This is a genomic window from Bacillus sp. SORGH_AS_0510 (assembly GCF_030818775.1).
Lineage (GTDB): Bacteria > Bacillota > Bacilli > Bacillales > Cytobacillaceae > Neobacillus.
The window spans coordinates 4578679-4595387 of the sequence record NZ_JAUTAU010000001.1; the positions used below are offsets into that span (position 1 = coordinate 4578679).

The following is a 16709-nucleotide window of genomic DNA, read 5'->3' on the forward strand; positions in this document are numbered from 1 at the left end:
ACAGGAGGTAATAAACGTGAATGTTGATGATATTATCCTTGCTCGTGAAAAAATGAAAGGAATTGTCCATACCACGCCGCTCGACTATTCCAAAACATTTAGCCGGCTCTCGCATAATGAAGTCTATTTAAAGCTTGAAAACCTTCAAAAGACTGGCTCCTTTAAAGTCAGAGGATCTTACAATAAACTGACCTCCCTATCAAAGGAAGAGTTAAAGAAGGGAGTCGTCGCCGCTTCTGCTGGAAACCATGCCCAAGGGGTTGCGTATTCAAGTCAAATGCTTGGTGTTCCTTGTAAAATTGTGATGCCGAAAGGTGCTCCATTAAGTAAAATAGAAGCCACTAAGCAATATGGGGCTGAGGTTATTTTAGAAGGTGCCGTTTTTGATGACGCCCTCGCATATGCAGTGCAATTGAGAAATCAACTCGATAGCACATTCATCCATGCATTTGATGACGAGGCCATTATTATCGGACAAGGAACGGTCGGATTAGAAATTCTCGATCAGTTGCCAGAAGTGGAAGCGATCGTTTGCCCTATTGGCGGAGGCGGACTCATCGCTGGAGTGGCGATGGCCGTAAAAGAAAAATTCCCTCATGTTTCTGTTTATGGTGTTCAAACAGTGGCTTGCCCGAGTATGAAAGAGTCTGTGTTAGAAGGTAAGGCTGTAATGGTTCAATCCTCACCCACAATGGCAGACGGCATTGCTGTTAAAAAACCTGGAGAAATAACCTTTGAGATTGTTCAAAAATACGTGGATGATATTTATTGTGTTGATGAGATGGAGATTGCCCGAACAATGCTCATGTTGTTAGAGAGAAACAAGCTTTTAGTAGAAGGTTCTGGTGCAACTTCCCTTTCCTCCCTCCTTTTTGAAAAAATAAAGCTGAAGGAGAAAAAAGTAGTCGCTATTTTGAGTGGCGGAAACGTGGATATGAGTTTTATTTCTAGAATCATTGAACGCGGCATGGTCGAAGCAGGAAGGTATGCAGACTTTACGATTACCTTAAAGGATAAACCTGGCGAGCTTCAAAGAGTCCTCAGCACGATTACTGATTTAGACGCCAATGTACATTCTGTTAATCTACATCGGATGGGAAAAAACATTTATCCTGGCTTTGCCCAAATCGAGATCTCAGTAGAAACCAAAAATCACGAGCATATTGAACAGCTATTTCATGCACTTCTAGGAAAAAGTTATAATGTAATGATGGGGCAATACTAACCGAAAGTCACATAAAAACGGAAGAACTAGGCATGATACATAGTTCTTCCTTCACTGGTACTAGTCACCGTCCGACTTGCTTTTCTCTCTTCTCGGGCACTAGTCATTTCGAATAGTTACTGTCCGACCTGCTTTTCTCTCTTCTCGGGCACTAGTTACCGTTCGACCTGCTTTTCTCCCTTCTCGGGCACTAGTCGCTACGACTAGTTACCGTTCGACCTGCTTTCTCTCTTCTCGGGCACTAGTCGCTTCGACTAGTTACCGTTCGACCTGCTTTTCTCTCTTCTCGGGCACTAGCCACCTCGACTAGAGATACCGTTCGACCTGCTTTTCTCCCTTCCCGGGCACTAGTCGCTCCGTTTAGTTTATTTTTACACAAAAAAGAGCACCCATTTTTTAAATGAGTACCCTTAATTCAGTAACCCCTACTCAATTCTGATTTACGTCCTAGTTGAGTATTCCTTCCGAATAATCGCCAAGTTGTCCTGATGGCATTGCTTCGTAAAGTTAGATGGAAAAGCCAGTTCCTCTTCTAAGGCTGTCATTGCCTCTGTATCTTCTTTTGTTACTGCAGTAATCAACCGCTCAAGATAATCTTGCGAAACTCGAATCCGGCGTTCAACATCTTGTTGACTATTTGTCGTTTGACCATGACCAGGAACCAAAACAGAAACATGATGATTCTTAAGAATTTCCTCTGCTTTTTGAAGTGTTTGTTCGTAAGCTTTGGCACTATGATAAATAAACGGCAACTCAAAATCAGATAGATAATCCCCAGCAATCCAAATCCCCAGCGGTTCAATCACAGTAAATAACCCATCATGAGTATGGCCAGGAGCCAGATAAAAAGTGAACCTTGACTCCCCGACTACTAACTTCTGCCCATCCTCACTAATCAAAATATCCACGTTCGGAAAGGCAATCGGGTATGGTTGGTGGATGTAATAATCATTGTAGAACTGCTGAATCATTTCTAGCTTTTTCTCTTTATCCGGATGCTCCTGCAGTCCTTTGCTTCCGATTACTTTTGCACCTGGGAACGCAAGATAGCCCATGATATGGTCAAAGTCTCCGTGTGTAAATAGAAGGTACAACTCTTTTTCCCCTTGAATCCTAGTTACATGTCTTTGGATTTCTTCAATTTCATGCGGTAGCCAGTTTGGGTCTACCACTAAAACGAAATCCTTTGTATCAACAACTGTACATGTCGTTTGGTAGAGTGCGCTTTGGAACACCGTGACATGTTCATTTTGAAATTGAATCATGGTTTCTCCTCTTTCCCTAAGGGATTAATACGATTTTGCCGGTGCTTTTTCGGCTCTCTAAATAGCGATGTGCATTTTGTCCATCATATAGTGCAAAAGTTGTTGGTTCTGCCAACCGCACTTTTCCTTCCTGCATCCAGCCGAATAACTCATTAGACCGCGCAACTCGTTCTTCACGTGAAGTCAAGACATTCCACAGGTCTCCACCGGTCAGTGTTTTAGACGTATCCATTAACATTCTCGGATCAACAGGCGCCGGGTCTCCCCCAGCCATTCCATAAAACACAACCGTTCCACCAATACGGGTTACTGCAAAACTATCTAGTAGTGTGGCTCCTACTGATTCATAGACTACATCTACACCTCTACCGTTTGTTGTTTCAAGTACTTCCTTCTTCCAATCTTCCTTGTATAAGAAAACTTCAGTAGCTCCTGCTTCTTTTGCTACGGCTGCTTTTTCAGAGGAAGAAGTTAAGCCGATGACCTTTCCTCCAAGCAAATTGACCATTTGTACCAGCAACTGTCCGACCCCACCAGCAGCTGCATGGACGAGAACCACATCATTCTTTTTTACCGCATAGCTATCACGTGTTAGATAGTGAGCAGTTAAGCCTTGTAGCATCACGGAAGCTGCCTCATTAAATGAAATTGGTTTCAGGTACAGGAATCGCTTTTTCAAATGGAACCGCTACTAGCTCCGCGTTTGCATAAGGCACATCCGCAAATGCCATCCGATCCCCCACTTGGATACCTCGGACATTTGCTCCGATTTCTTCAACGATTCCTGCTCCTTCATACCCTAAAATATATGGAGGTTCTCCTGCAAGATGGTAGTTCCCTTTTCTTCTATAAATATCTGCAAAGTTGAGCCCAATGGCTTTCATTCTTACAAGTACTTCATTTGGACCGATGACCGGATTGGCAATTTCTACATACTCCAGTACTTCTGGCCCTCCAAATGTATTAAACACAAGTGCTTTCAATAGTATTACCTCATTCAGTAGAATTTTTCATTACGCCTATATTAAATAGAATAATGAAAAGGATTGCAACTAATTATCATTTTGAAGCGGAAGCACCAATAGTTTCTTTTTTGTAAAGCGAAAAAGAAGAATTAAGAGAACAGCGGTTGTTGGGTAGAAAGGAATGGAATAATAGAGCTTCCAACCTGTATAGGTAAGGGCATGATTTTTAACAGTGAGCCATTCAAATAACAGTGAAAATCCAGTCCAGCCTATAATATACAGAAATGTCTTCTTTCCATAAAGTTGAAACTTGTCATAGCCATATAAAAATAGTAACGAGGCACATGGATACATAAAAAGATGAAACAGTGCACCTGATGCTTCATAGGTAGGATTATCACCATAAATATATTGTTTGAAGGGAGTAGCTAAAAGGAAATAATCAATAGTGGATACAAAGCCAATATTGAAAACCCAGATAATAATAACAATAACAGGAGGAAAATATTTTCGAATAGGTAAATAGAAAGCAATGATAGCAGCTGTGGTTAAAATGAAATACCATTCATTCCAATCGAAGGTAAAATTCATAGATGATTACCTCCTTTATAAAGAATCCTACGAAAGACCTTCATACAAACAAGTAACATCGATAGTGTTGCCACCCAATATGCATACGACCACGCAAACCCGCCAATTTTTATGAATCAGGACACCCAACAGATCTGATAAATATTCTAATCCTGTTAATAGAAAGACAAAGCTAGCAATTAACAGCATCTTTTTACAATATGTTGTTAATATAAGAAAGTAGTGAAGAAAGATGACCATGAGTAGAGGAAAAAGAACAGTACGGTTGATAAAATGAGAAAACTCCAGGCTCAATTTTTCAGGGACAATTAACGTTTTAAAATTCATATAACATATTGCGGAGAAGTTTTGATAAAGATAGGTACTAATCATCCAATACACGATGATTTCGAGTACATGGAGCATCTTCTTTTTTTTGATAAAAAGAAATAAAGCAAGCACATTTAAGACGATATAAAAGAATAAAACCATTCGAGTTAACCCCTTTGATGTTGCTTATTTCCTTTGCATATCACTTATCTTGTTCTAAGTAAAAGGTATTTATTATACATTGTATTTTCTTACACTTTGAGCGAAATTATTTGGAATCGAAAAAAAGTAAGTGCCATCTGAATTCGGCGATGGCACTTCCTTTTTTATAGAATTCCAGGCTTGATTAAGCTCATACTGGCGTCCCACAATTTCCGGGAAGATTCCTGATCATTTGCAGCCTCAGTGGTCTCAGCCTCTTTACAGTTAACAAAGAATTTACCACTTACACCGGCAACCTTCGGCGAAGAAGCCAGATAAACAGGTGTTTCTGCTCCCTTTTCTGCTTTTGCTGAGAGGGTCTTAAATAGAGTACGGAGAATCCAAGGCATATCATGCATTAGATTAGACCGGATAATTCCAGGATGCAGACTGTTGACTGTAATTGGCTTTCCTGCCAGGCGCTGTGAAAGCTCCTTCGTAAATAAAATAAGTCCTAACTTTGTCGGACCAACCGCTCTGAAAAATGCATAGTTTTGTTTAGTCATAAGGTCATCAAAGTTCATTTTAATTCCGTTGTGTTTGGATGCCACATTAATAATGCGCCCCTCTCCACTTGATTCGAGCGAATCCAATAACAAATGTGTGAGGATGAAGTGGGATAAATAATTGGTGGCAAAGGTCGTTTCAATGCCATCTTCTGTCTCAGAACGCTTAGATAAAAAGACCGCCGCATTATTGATCAGAACATCTAGCTTATTATACTTTTTCTTGAATTCTTCTGCCGCCTGTTTCACTGATCGCTGAGAAGATAAATCAGCTAAAAGCAGGTCTACTTGGCTGTTACCAGTTTGGTCGATGATCTCTTGACGCGCTTTTTGGCCCCGCTCTTCATTTCGGCACAATAGAATAACCGTTGCCCCTTTTTTAGCTAATTCCAACGCAGTTGCTTTACCTATCCCTGAGTTTCCGCCTGTTATTAAACAAATTTTCCCCTTCATCTCGGTTTCTCTCCCTATAAATATCTAATTTAGTACGTTCTCTTTTCAATTTTTCCGTATGTTTTACCATGAATCGCATTTAGTACAGGCTCAGATGCGAGAAAATCATGAGGGAAACCAAGTTCAATTTTACTTGCTTCATTTAATCGGCTAAGATGTTCAGTTGAAAGCTGGAATGTTAAACTTTCCAGATTGTCCTTCATTTGCTCTTCTCGTTTTGCACCAATTAGTGGAATCACTGTCCCCGATTGCTGTCGCACCCAATTTAGTGCTACTTGGGCAGGTGAAACGTTAAGTTCTTCCGCCACTTCGTCAACAACTGCAGAAATCGCTCGGTTTCTTTCATTTAATCGTGCACTTTGCGGAGATAATCTACCTTTTTCAGCAGATGGGTTATTATATTTTCCTGTTAATGCACCGCCAGCTATCGGTGCCCAAGCCGTCACCCCAATATCAAGGCTTCGAGCCATCGGTAATAAATCTCTTTCAGGTGTACGTTGTAATAAATTGTACTCTACCTGCAAGCCGATAAATGGCGTCCAGCCTCTTAGTGTGGCAAGCATATTAGCCTGAGAAACAATCCAAGCAGGCGTATCTGAAATTCCGACATAAAGAACTTTTCCGGAACGGACTAAATCATCAAGTGCTCGCATCACTTCTTCCACAGGGGTCATGAAATCCCAGGCGTGAAGCCAAAGTAAATCAATGTAATCCGTCTGAAGTTGCATTAAACTCTTTTCAACAGATTGAACAAGATTCTTCCGGTGGTTTCCACCACCATTAGGATCGTTAGGCCGGGTGTTAAGAGTATATTTTGTAGCCACAACGAACTGCTCGCGCTGCTCCCGAATAAACTCTCCCACATATTTCTCACTTGTGCCATTTGTGTAATTTACAGCCGTATCGATAAAATTTCCGCCGGCTTCCACGAACGCTTGAAAAATTTTATGACTTTCTTCCTTAGAGGCACCAAAGCCCCAATCTTCCCCAAACGTCATTGTTCCTAGTGCTAATTCTGATACTCTCAAACCACTTTTTCCTAGTACTTTATACTTCATGAGATACTCCTCTCTCCTTGGTCAGAATTAATATGATGCTTTTAAGTGATCTACTAACTTTTCCGCGCTTTCCCGAACTTGTTCGTTAGTTAGGAAACGGACTCCCTGTGCTGTAAAAGTTGGCAAAAAGCGCATGCCTGTCAGGTTTGCAGTTGCCTGGAATGGCTTCGTTAGCTCACTCATGCTGTAGTGATTATAACCACCTGCTTGGTAGGCTGCTTCCGGTCCCCCGGTTGAAATCGCCAGCATAAATTCTTTTCCACGTAATCTCGTTCCTTCTGAACCATATGCCCATCCGTAAGTGAGAACAACATCCTGCCATTCCTTTAATAGAGAAGGACTGCTATACCAGTAGAACGGGAACTGGAAGACAATTCTGTCGTGTTCAAGCAATAGTTTCTGTTCATGAGCCACGTCAATTTTTCCATCCGGATAAGTTGCGTACAATTCATGTACCGTAATATCTTTTTCTTGATGTAACCGATCGGCCCACATTTTGTTGATGACTGAATTTTGTAAGTTTGGATGTGCGACAATAACTAATGTTTTCATGGTGAATTCTCCTTTATGAATCGAATATTTTAGGATTATCTTGCCAACATTGTTTTACTCTAAAACAAGTAGTTGGACTTACGTTTGTATATACAAATGAATAGTTAAAAAATATTACTTTTCTTCAAAAATAACTTCTACCTCTTCTTTTGTTTCATACATGCTATAGAATGTTTCAGCAATGTTTTCAGCAGAGTAGTACGTTCCTTCTTGAACAAACCCTTTGATTGTTAGTGTTCCGACATAGATTCCTTTGCTACTTAATTCTTGATGTAAGCTATATGCTAAGTTCCGAATGCCTGCTTTGCCTATCGCTAAGGAAGCATAATCGGCATATGGATATAATGCTAGCCCGCCACCAGTTAAAAGAAGCGTTCCTTTTTCCATATATGGTGTTACCTCTTTTACACTTGTAAGAGCACCAGCTACACTGATTTTGAAATCTTTGACCAGGTCATCCATGCTTAATGTTGTTGGCTTTCCTGGTTTGCCTGCTGCTGCATTGTATAAAAGAACATCGATCTTTCCATAAGTATTAATTACTGAATCAATTGCCGCTTTTAATGACACCTCTGAGGAAACATCCCCTGGGAATCCTTTTGCCGTAATTCCTTCTTTATTCAGCTCTTCTTCGTATTTTCGTAATGCATCTATACCTCTTGATACAAGGGCAATTTTAAAACCTTCCTTGCCAAATCTCTTTGCAGTACTTAAACTAATCCCTGGCCCTGCACCGACAATCAACAATACCTTTTCTTTCATAAAATAGCCTCCATGTTCAAGTTTTCTTTATTTGTATATGCAAATGATGGGGTAAAAAAATTACAGTTCTTTTTCTAGTTTATTGCTCGCATCGTGAAGCATCATGCTTAAATCCTTACTGAATTCGCGTCCTAAAATGTCGGAGTAACCCATAAAAAATTCTTTTAATGAAACGCGGAACTGGTGGTAAACCTTTTCTCCCTCATCAGTTAAAGAGATGTGCGTTTGTTTGCCGTCTATTTTACGTGTGACCAGCTTTAATTTCTCTAGTTTATCTATAAATCTTGTACTGGTTGATGGAGCAATAGATAGTTTTTGACATAAAACTTTTTGAGTGATTTCCGGATGGAATTTTACAATCATAATCATATATAGATATGAAGGCGCAAGTTCCCCAAAATCAAACGTCTTCTCAGCCAATTTAGAAATATTACGAGCAAATCGGCTAGCAGTAAAATATAAACAATGAATTAATACTTGTTCTTCTTCATTCATTATTGCTCAGTCCCTTTTTTCATTTGCATATACAAATTAACACGGTTTATCATTTTAGTCAACTAAGATAATTCAGTTTTCTTGTGATATTTATCGACAGTATATATTATTAACAGTGTTGGAAAAACTAGATTGTAAATTTTTAACAAAGGATGATATAGATGAAAGCATTGCTTTTACATGATAAAGGTCTTTGGAAAGAGATGAAGCTAGAAGAAATAGATATTCCAAAACCAAGTGCAGGAGAGTTATTGATTGAGGTTCATGCCGTAGGACTCAATCCGGTTGATTATAAGACGGCAACCGGCGGTAATCCAAATTGGTCATACCCTCATATTTTAGGTTTAGACGTTGCTGGAGTTGTTTCAGAAGTAGGTGAAGGTGTAACTGGTTGGGAAAAAGGCAACCGAGTAGTCTACCATGGCGACCTAACGAAAAAAGGCGGTTATAGTGAATACGCAGTGACAACTGCACACACAGTTTCTCGAATTCCAGATCAAGTAACCTTCGAAGATGCTGCTGCTTTACCCACAGCGGGATATACTGCATACCAGTCTTTATTCCGTAAGCTGCCAATGGACCGTATTGATACCCTTCTCATTCACGGCGGTGCCGGTGGTGTAGGTGGTTTTGCAGTTCAATTAGCGAAGTGGGCTGGTAAAACCGTTATCTCTACAGCTTCTCGTCATAATCATGAGTATGTTCAATCTCTTGGTGCTGATTATGTTATTGATTACCGAGAAGAGAATGTGAAAGCAAAGGTTATGGAGATTACTAATGGCCGAGGAGTAGATGCCGTGATTGATGCGGTAAGCCGTCAGAGTGCCACTGATTCACTTGAAATGCTCGCCTTTTTAGGACACATCGTGCATATTGCCGGTGCACCAGATTACACACAGGTGAAGCCTTTTACCAAAGCAATTTCTTACCATGAGATTGCCCTTGGTCCTGCTCACCAATCCGGTGATCGAAAAGCACAAGAGGATTTAGGAATGATGGGGAATGAAATGCTTGCTTTAGTGGCAGAAGGCAAAATTTCTTCCATGTTAAAAGAAGTAATTACACTTGAACAAGTCCCTGAGGCACTATCCAGACTTGTTGAACGCCACGTGAAGGGGAAAATTGTAGCAAAAATAAAATAGATAAAATTAGGCGAACAGATGTATACTGTTCGCCTTTTTAGAATTTGTGTAGGTAATGTGGATTCGCTGATAAAATCGTATATTCGCTGATAAACGCCTCCAATTCGCTGATAAGAGCCCAAAATTCGCCGATAAACCCATAAAATCCGCTGATAAGGTGTAATTTTATACAGATCAACATCAAGGGAACTGATCAAGAATTACGAAAAATAGCTATTTTTTATTAAATGCAGTACCCGATCGACTCTGATGATATATATTCATAGCAGAATGTGACCCTTTTGCTATCACATCTCTCAATATCTTTGCCATTACCCCGCTATAAACAAGACCATTATCTCCGTATGCAAAGACAAAATAACAATTAGGGAACTCTTCATATTGCCCAATCATAGGCAAGCCGTCATGGGTCCCTCCATAAAAAGCTCCTAAATAATACTCTGGGTAAACATCGATCGTAGGAAAAAGTTTGTTAAATTCCTCAATTAACTTCTCTTTCTTATGCATTATCTTGGAATCCCGATCTTCAGCATAAACAGTGTTATCGTCTAATCCACCAATAATCACTCGGTTATCCTTCGTCGTCCGCATATAAATATATGGACGCGCTGTCTCCCATATAAGGGTCTGTTTATACCAATCTGAAAAGCTTTCTACCGGGTTAGTAACAACAGCATACGAGCTTGAAATTACAGCATTCTTCTCTTTTTTAAATTCCATTCCCTCATACCCAGCAGCTATAATGACTTGCCGAGTCTTAATGGAATGTCCATTCTCTGTAAAAAAAGTAGCCCCGTCTTCATGAAATTGTTTACCGTTGATTCTAGTATTTTCATAAATCCTAACTCCGTTTTTTTGAGCTTCTGAAAGAAGTCCATAATTATATTTAAGCGGATTAATCTCACCATCTTGATATAAATATAGTGCTGCTTCTTTTTTGAAAGGGTAGCGTTCACTAATTTGCTTTTGTGTGAGGCAATCTACTTTAAAATTATGTTTTTGCAGATAATAGAATTCTTTATTGAGTTTTTCTACTCCTGCTTGATCACTCGCATAATAAAGACTGTCCCTCCTATAAAATTCAGGGTCCATGTCCATCCTTTGAGACGTTCGTTCAATATCATTAATCGCTTCTTCGCAGAGCTTGGTATGGAGAATAGCCGCTTCCTCTCCAAAGGTATTCACTAACTCAAATAGCATTTTATCTCCCAAATATTGAATAAGAGCTGTATTGACACTTGTACTTCCTTTACCAATTTTTCGTTTATCAACAACTACAACATCTAAGCCTGTTTCACTTAAATAGTAGGCGCACTGCGCACCAGAACTGCCACCACCTATAATAAGTACATCACAACTTATATCTTCCTCTAAAACAGGATATGTAGGTGCTTTGGGGATGGTGGTTTCCCAATAAAACTTTCCACTTTGTAAATCCATTAAGGCCACTCCTTCAAATTGACTGATACTTGTAGTATCTCCTTTGAAAAAGTAATCATCCTTGCCAACATCCATACAAACCGTCATGGTTTACCTTCAACACACTTTCTTGCTACTACAATCTCCAAACCCCACCAAACATCTCAAGATAATCCGGTTGATTTGTTCCTTCAAGATTAATTAGAAAAGGCGTTTCCCCTTTTTCTTTTAATACCTTTTTCGCTAAACCCTCTCCAATTGGTGTACAAAACAAAAGACTTGTGCCTAAGAGTTCTAGTTTACTACATTTGGCATTCAAGGCTTCGTCTATAAATGCCTCACCCGGCTCTAGATTTAATAAGCTCCCCCACTTAGTTATAGTTCTTTCAAAGTCATGTACCACAAATGCAACACTTTCAAATGCTAGATTGTCTAATGGGTGTGTTTCTACTAATCCCTGCTCTTTTAATTCTACAAGCCTCTCTTCATCCGACTTCTCCCACTCGATGAAAAATGGCATAGTAAGTTCATTGGGTTCATTTTCTAAAAATAAGAGCGACCACTTAATGATTTGTCCATCCGCCCGAACTCGTTCACCAGGATACGGACCATATACGGCATATCCCTCTGCTTTTAACCTTTCAGCTAATTCTTGCATTCCTCTTGCACGAACAGCGATTTTAGCAGGACCCTCTTGTCCTTTTTTTGAGAGTTGGTCTACTATTTCAGTAATCAATTGATTGTTTTCTTGTTTCTCAGTGATTGATAAATCTTCAATTCCTAAAAACTCAATATAGCTTAACCCAAAGTAGGATAAAGTGTTATAGGTTCCCCACTTTTCATGATGTCCACCATGGATAGCATGAATTCCTATTTTGCTTAAAGTCTGTAAGGCTTCCTCTGGTTTTCTTAGAAAAATAACTAAGTGATCAAACGAAAGTAACATGTGGAATAACTCCTCTCTTCATACTTTAAATTTAGCTGCTGAATAGGCAATTAGGATGTGGCTTGCATAAGATACGCTAATAACAAATATGATTAAAATAAGAATCCTAAAAAAGGAGCCGGTGGAATGATAATTTTCAATAGGATTGCTTTGTTTTTTGTCATTTTATACTCTGTTACCATTATCGTAAATACCTATTTAGGAGAAAATGAACGGGTACAGTCCAATGTCATTTACTTTTTAATGAATGGGTTTGCTTACATTGTATCAGCATTAGAAGTGGAAAGAGAAAAGGAACTACTGGAAGTATCATAGATCTAGAGGGTTAGTTAATCGAAAAAAAAAGCGACTGCTTATTAGCAATCGCTTTTTTACTATTTTAGTGGGCCTAAATGGACTCGAACCATCGACCTCACGCTTATCAGGCGTGCGCTCTAACCAGCTGAGCTATAGGCCCATTTTGGAGCGGGTGATGAGAATCGAACTCACGACATCAGCTTGGAAGGCTGAGGTTTTACCATTAAACTACACCCGCATTATTATGCTGATTATTAATAGGAAAAATAATGGCGGTCCGGACGGGACTCGAACCCGCGACCTCCTGCGTGACAGGCAGGCATTCTAACCAACTGAACTACCGGACCATATTGCGGGGACAGGATTTGAACCTGCGACCTTCGGGTTATGAGCCCGACGAGCTACCAGACTGCTCCACCCCGCGACAATAGAAAATATTACATTTTGTGCATGCCATTTGTTTGAAGACCGCCCCGATTTCGGAAAGCATATTCAAGCTGTGGCTCAATCGTTGCGCTGTAGATAATTCGAAGAAGCCTATTCGAACGTGCTCCACCCCGCGACAATAGAATATTGATTTGTAAAATAATATGGCGGAGGAAGAGGGATTCGAACCCCCGCGCGGTTTAACCCGCCTGTCGGTTTTCAAGACCGATCCCTTCAGCCGGACTTGGGTATTCCTCCGTACATATATGGTAGCGGCGGAGGGGATCGAACCCCCGACCTTACGGGTATGAACCGTACGCTCTAGCCAGCTGAGCTACACCGCCAAATAGTTATTAAAGTTATGGTGGAGCCTAGCGGGATCGAACCGCTGACCTCCTGCGTGCAAAGCAGGCGCTCTCCCAGCTGAGCTAAGGCCCCATATTATAAAATAGTTCGGACTGGTCGGGAAGACAGGATTCGAACCTGCGACCCCTTGGTCCCAAACCAAGTGCTCTACCAAGCTGAGCTACTTCCCGAAATATAATGGCGCGCCCGAAAGGAGTCGAACCCATAACCTTCTGATCCGTAGTCAGACGCTCTATCCAATTGAGCTACGGGCGCGTATATATGAAAAGTAAAGTGGTGCCGGCGAGAGGACTTGAACCCCCAACCTACTGATTACAAGTCAGTTGCTCTACCAATTGAGCTACACCGGCAAATAATTTGAAAAGTTATATGGTGGAGGATGACGGGATCGAACCGCCGACCCTCTGCTTGTAAGGCAGATGCTCTCCCAGCTGAGCTAATCCTCCATAAATGGTGACCCCTACGGGATTCGAACCCGTGTTACCGCCGTGAAAGGGCGGTGTCTTAACCGCTTGACCAAGGGGCCACTTTAAATCTTGACGCCTAAATCGCCAAAAAATAAAGTTTAGCCTGGCAACGTCCTACTCTCACAGGGACTTTCGTCCCAACTACCATCGGCGCTGAGAAGCTTAACTTCCGTGTTCGGTATGGGAACGGGTGTGACCTTCTCGCCATAGTTACCAGACTATTTTATTTGAGAGTTCGTTCTCTCAAAACTAGATAATGTAGAAGAAAATTCAATAAACATTTGAGTTCGCTTTAAAACTTGGTTAAGTCCTCGAACGATTAGTATCAGTCAGCTCCACATGTTACCACGCTTCCACCTCTGACCTATCAACCTGATCATCTTTCAGGGTTCTTACTAGCTTGACGCTATGGGAAATCTCATCTTGAGGGGGGCTTCATGCTTAGATGCTTTCAGCACTTATCCCGTCCGCACATAGCTACCCAGCGATGCCTTTGGCAAGACAACTGGTACACCAGCGGTGCGTCCATCCCGGTCCTCTCGTACTAAGGACAGCTCCTCTCAAATTTCCTGCGCCCACGACGGATAGGGACCGAACTGTCTCACGACGTTCTGAACCCAGCTCGCGTACCGCTTTAATGGGCGAACAGCCCAACCCTTGGGACCGACTACAGCCCCAGGATGCGATGAGCCGACATCGAGGTGCCAAACCTCCCCGTCGATGTGGACTCTTGGGGGAGATAAGCCTGTTATCCCCGGGGTAGCTTTTATCCGTTGAGCGATGGCCCTTCCATGCGGAACCACCGGATCACTAAGCCCGACTTTCGTCCCTGCTCGACTTGTAGGTCTCGCAGTCAAGCTCCCTTGTGCCTTTACACTCTACGAATGATTTCCAACCATTCTGAGGGAACCTTTGGGCGCCTCCGTTACTCTTTAGGAGGCGACCGCCCCAGTCAAACTGCCCACCTGACACTGTCTCCCACCCCGATAAGGGGTGCGGGTTAGAATTTCAATACAGCCAGGGTAGTATCCCACCGACGCCTCCACCGAAGCTAGCGCTCCGGCTTCTACGGCTCCTACCTATCCTGTACAAGCTGTACCAAAATTCAATATCAGGCTACAGTAAAGCTCCACGGGGTCTTTCCGTCCTGTCGCGGGTAACCTGCATCTTCACAGGTACTATAATTTCACCGAGTCTCTCGTTGAGACAGTGCCCAGATCGTTACGCCTTTCGTGCGGGTCGGAACTTACCCGACAAGGAATTTCGCTACCTTAGGACCGTTATAGTTACGGCCGCCGTTTACTGGGGCTTCGATTCAGAGCTTCGCTTGCGCTAACCCCTCCTCTTAACCTTCCAGCACCGGGCAGGCGTCAGCCCCTATACTTCGCCTTGCGGCTTCGCAGAGACCTGTGTTTTTGCTAAACAGTCGCCTGGGCCTATTCACTGCGGCTCTTCGAGGCTATTCACCTCAAAAAGCACCCCTTCTCCCGAAGTTACGGGGTCATTTTGCCGAGTTCCTTAACGAGAGTTCTCTCGCTCACCTTAGGATTCTCTCCTCGCCTACCTGTGTCGGTTTGCGGTACGGGCACCTTTTATCTCGCTAGAGGCTTTTCTTGGCAGTGTGGAATCAGGAACTTCGGTACTAAATTTCCCTCGCTATCACAGCTCAGCCTTTGCGGAAAGCGGATTTTCCTACTTTCCAGCCTAACTGCTTAGACGCGCATATCCAACAGCGCGCTTACCCTATCCTCCTGCGTCCCCCCATCACTCAAACGATAAAGAGGTGGTACAGGAATATCAACCTGTTGTCCATCGCCTACGCCTTTCGGCCTCGGCTTAGGTCCCGACTAACCCTGAGCGGACGAGCCTTCCTCAGGAAACCTTAGGCATACGGTGGATGAGATTCTCACTCATCTTTCGCTACTCATACCGGCATTCTCACTTCTAAGCGCTCCACCAGTCCTTACGGTCTAGCTTCAACGCCCTTAGAACGCTCTCCTACCACTGACATCTACGATGTCAATCCACAGCTTCGGTGTTACGTTTAGCCCCGGTACATTTTCGGCGCAGAGTCACTCGACCAGTGAGCTATTACGCACTCTTTAAATGGTGGCTGCTTCTAAGCCAACATCCTGGTTGTCTAAGCAACTCCACATCCTTTTCCACTTAACGTAAACTTTGGGACCTTAGCTGGTGGTCTGGGCTGTTTCCCTTTTGACTACGGATCTTATCACTCGCAGTCTGACTCCCACGGATAAGTCTTTGGCATTCGGAGTTTGTCTGAATTCGGTAACCCGATGAGGGCCCCTAGTCCAAACAGTGCTCTACCTCCAAGACTCTAACAACGTGAGGCTAGCCCTAAAGCTATTTCGGAGAGAACCAGCTATCTCCAAGTTCGATTGGAATTTCTCCGCTACCCACACCTCATCCCCGCACTTTTCAACGTGCGTGGGTTCGGGCCTCCATCCAGTGTTACCTGGACTTCACCCTGGACATGGGTAGATCACCTGGTTTCGGGTCTACGACCACATACTCATTCGCCCTATTCAGACTCGCTTTCGCTGCGGCTCCGTCTCTTCAACTTAACCTTGCATGGGATCGTAACTCGCCGGTTCATTCTACAAAAGGCACGCTATCACCCATTAACGGGCTCTAACTACTTGTAGGCACACGGTTTCAGGAACTATTTCACTCCCCTTCCGGGGTGCTTTTCACCTTTCCCTCACGGTACTGGTTCACTATCGGTCACTAGGGAGTATTTAGCCTTGGGAGATGGTCCTCCCTGCTTCCGACCGGATTTCACGTGTCCGGCCGTACTCAGGATCCACTCAGGAGGGAACGAAGTTTCGACTACAGGGTTTTTACCTTCTCTGACGGGCCTTTCCAGGCCGCTTCATCTACCCCGTTCCTTTGTAACTCCATATAGAGTGTCCTACAACCCCAAGAGGCAAGCCTCTTGGTTTGGGCTATGTCCCGTTTCGCTCGCCGCTACTCAGGGAATCGCGTTTGCTTTCTCTTCCTCCGGGTACTTAGATGTTTCAGTTCCCCGGGTATGCCTTCAATACCCTATGTATTCAGGTAAAGATACTGTTCCATTACGAACAGTGGGTTTCCCCATTCGGAAATCTCTGGATCAAAGCTTACTTACAGCTCCCCAAAGCATATCGGTGTTAGTCCCGTCCTTCATCGGCTCCTAGTGCCAAGGCATTCACCGTGCGCCCTTTCTAACTTAACCTAAAAGGTTTATTACTCTATATATAATAG

At 42.7% G+C, this 16709-nt stretch carries 13 protein-coding genes, 12 tRNA genes, 2 rRNA genes and 1 pseudogene; 3 read left to right on the forward strand and 25 right to left on the reverse strand.

The features are described from left to right. Positions 1-52: 52 nt before the first annotated feature. A complete protein-coding gene (gene ilvA, locus QE429_RS23245; RefSeq protein WP_307290939.1) occupies positions 53-1225 on the forward strand; it encodes a threonine ammonia-lyase in 1173 nt (390 codons plus the stop codon). A 440-nt stretch (positions 1226-1665) separates the two neighbouring features. Here ilvA and QE429_RS23250 read toward each other — a convergent pair whose 3' ends face one another. The 9 genes and pseudogenes from QE429_RS23250 to QE429_RS23290 all read right to left on the reverse strand — a co-directional run bounded on the left by QE429_RS23250 (position 1666) and on the right by QE429_RS23290 (position 8382). After that, a complete protein-coding gene (locus QE429_RS23250; RefSeq protein WP_307290413.1) occupies positions 1666-2490 on the reverse strand; it encodes an MBL fold metallo-hydrolase in 825 nt (274 codons plus the stop codon). 16 nt (positions 2491-2506) lie between these two features. Then, positions 2507-3473, reverse strand: a pseudogene (locus QE429_RS23255) (quinone oxidoreductase family protein). 69 nt (positions 3474-3542) lie between these two features. Continuing rightward, positions 3543-4046, reverse strand: a complete 504-nt coding sequence (locus tag QE429_RS23260; RefSeq protein ID WP_307290415.1) for a hypothetical protein — start codon at positions 4044-4046, stop codon at positions 3543-3545. Between the two features lie 27 nt (positions 4047-4073). Then, positions 4074-4517, reverse strand: a complete 444-nt coding sequence (locus QE429_RS23265) for a hypothetical protein (protein ID WP_307290416.1) — start codon at positions 4515-4517, stop codon at positions 4074-4076. 164 nt (positions 4518-4681) lie between these two features. Continuing rightward, positions 4682-5515, reverse strand: coding sequence for an SDR family oxidoreductase (locus tag QE429_RS23270; protein WP_307290418.1), 834 nt, complete (start codon positions 5513-5515; stop codon positions 4682-4684). 29 nt (positions 5516-5544) lie between these two features. Continuing rightward, positions 5545-6573 carry an aldo/keto reductase gene (locus tag QE429_RS23275; protein WP_307290421.1) on the reverse strand — a complete coding sequence of 343 codons (1029 nt, stop codon included), beginning with the start codon at positions 6571-6573 and terminating at the stop codon, positions 5545-5547. 27 nt (positions 6574-6600) lie between these two features. Continuing rightward, on the reverse strand, positions 6601-7125 hold the full coding sequence (locus QE429_RS23280; RefSeq protein ID WP_307290423.1) for an NAD(P)H-dependent oxidoreductase: 525 nt from the start codon (positions 7123-7125) through the stop codon (positions 6601-6603). Between the two features lie 114 nt (positions 7126-7239). Then, positions 7240-7887, reverse strand: a complete 648-nt coding sequence (locus tag QE429_RS23285) for an SDR family NAD(P)-dependent oxidoreductase (RefSeq protein WP_307290424.1) — start codon at positions 7885-7887, stop codon at positions 7240-7242. Positions 7888-7947: 60 nt separating this feature from the next. Beyond that, positions 7948-8382 (reverse strand): MarR family winged helix-turn-helix transcriptional regulator, encoded by a 435-nt coding sequence (locus tag QE429_RS23290; protein WP_307290426.1) that lies wholly within the window; start codon positions 8380-8382, stop codon positions 7948-7950. A 161-nt stretch (positions 8383-8543) separates the two neighbouring features. On the opposite strand from QE429_RS23290, the gene QE429_RS23295 reads away from it, so the two are divergent. Further along, positions 8544-9524: a zinc-binding dehydrogenase gene (locus QE429_RS23295; RefSeq protein WP_307290427.1), complete on the forward strand. Its 981-nt coding sequence runs from the start codon at positions 8544-8546 to the stop codon at positions 9522-9524. 213 nt (positions 9525-9737) lie between these two features. On the opposite strand, the gene QE429_RS23300 is transcribed toward QE429_RS23295, so the two are convergent. Together QE429_RS23300 and QE429_RS23305 are read right to left on the reverse strand one after the other, a co-directional pair. After that, entirely contained in the window at positions 9738-10964 is a 1227-nt protein-coding gene (locus QE429_RS23300) for an NAD(P)/FAD-dependent oxidoreductase (RefSeq protein ID WP_307290941.1), read from the reverse strand. Positions 10965-11079: 115 nt separating this feature from the next. Continuing rightward, a complete protein-coding gene (locus tag QE429_RS23305) occupies positions 11080-11889 on the reverse strand; it encodes a VOC family protein (protein ID WP_307290428.1) in 810 nt (269 codons plus the stop codon). Between the two features lie 126 nt (positions 11890-12015). Here QE429_RS23305 and QE429_RS23310 point away from each other — a divergent pair, with 126 nt between their 5' ends. Further along, on the forward strand, positions 12016-12204 hold the full coding sequence (locus QE429_RS23310) for a hypothetical protein (protein WP_307290429.1): 189 nt from the start codon (positions 12016-12018) through the stop codon (positions 12202-12204). A gap of 68 nt (positions 12205-12272) precedes the next feature. On the opposite strand, the gene QE429_RS23315 is transcribed toward QE429_RS23310, so the two are convergent. The 14 genes from QE429_RS23315 to QE429_RS23380 form a co-directional block, all read right to left on the reverse strand. Further along, positions 12273-12346, reverse strand: a tRNA-Ile gene (locus tag QE429_RS23315). 4 nt (positions 12347-12350) lie between these two features. After that, positions 12351-12424 (reverse strand) — tRNA-Gly (locus QE429_RS23320). A 32-nt stretch (positions 12425-12456) separates the two neighbouring features. Further along, positions 12457-12533, reverse strand: a tRNA-Asp gene (locus QE429_RS23325). A 3-nt stretch (positions 12534-12536) separates the two neighbouring features. After that, positions 12537-12610, reverse strand: a tRNA-Met gene (locus QE429_RS23330). Between the two features lie 167 nt (positions 12611-12777). Next, a tRNA-Ser gene (locus QE429_RS23335) sits at positions 12778-12870 on the reverse strand. A 9-nt stretch (positions 12871-12879) separates the two neighbouring features. Beyond that, positions 12880-12956, reverse strand: a tRNA-Met gene (locus QE429_RS23340). 18 nt (positions 12957-12974) lie between these two features. Further along, positions 12975-13050 (reverse strand) — tRNA-Ala (locus tag QE429_RS23345). 21 nt (positions 13051-13071) lie between these two features. Beyond that, positions 13072-13148 (reverse strand) — tRNA-Pro (locus tag QE429_RS23350). 8 nt (positions 13149-13156) lie between these two features. After that, positions 13157-13233: transfer RNA gene (locus tag QE429_RS23355), tRNA-Arg, on the reverse strand. Positions 13234-13252: 19 nt separating this feature from the next. Next, positions 13253-13328: transfer RNA gene (locus QE429_RS23360), tRNA-Thr, on the reverse strand. A 20-nt stretch (positions 13329-13348) separates the two neighbouring features. After that, positions 13349-13424 (reverse strand) — tRNA-Val (locus QE429_RS23365). Between the two features lie 5 nt (positions 13425-13429). Continuing rightward, positions 13430-13504 (reverse strand) — tRNA-Glu (locus QE429_RS23370). 42 nt (positions 13505-13546) lie between these two features. Then, positions 13547-13663 (reverse strand): 5S ribosomal RNA (gene rrf / locus QE429_RS23375). Between the two features lie 81 nt (positions 13664-13744). Further along, a 23S ribosomal RNA gene (locus QE429_RS23380) occupies positions 13745-16680 on the reverse strand. Positions 16681-16709: the final 29 nt, after the last annotated feature.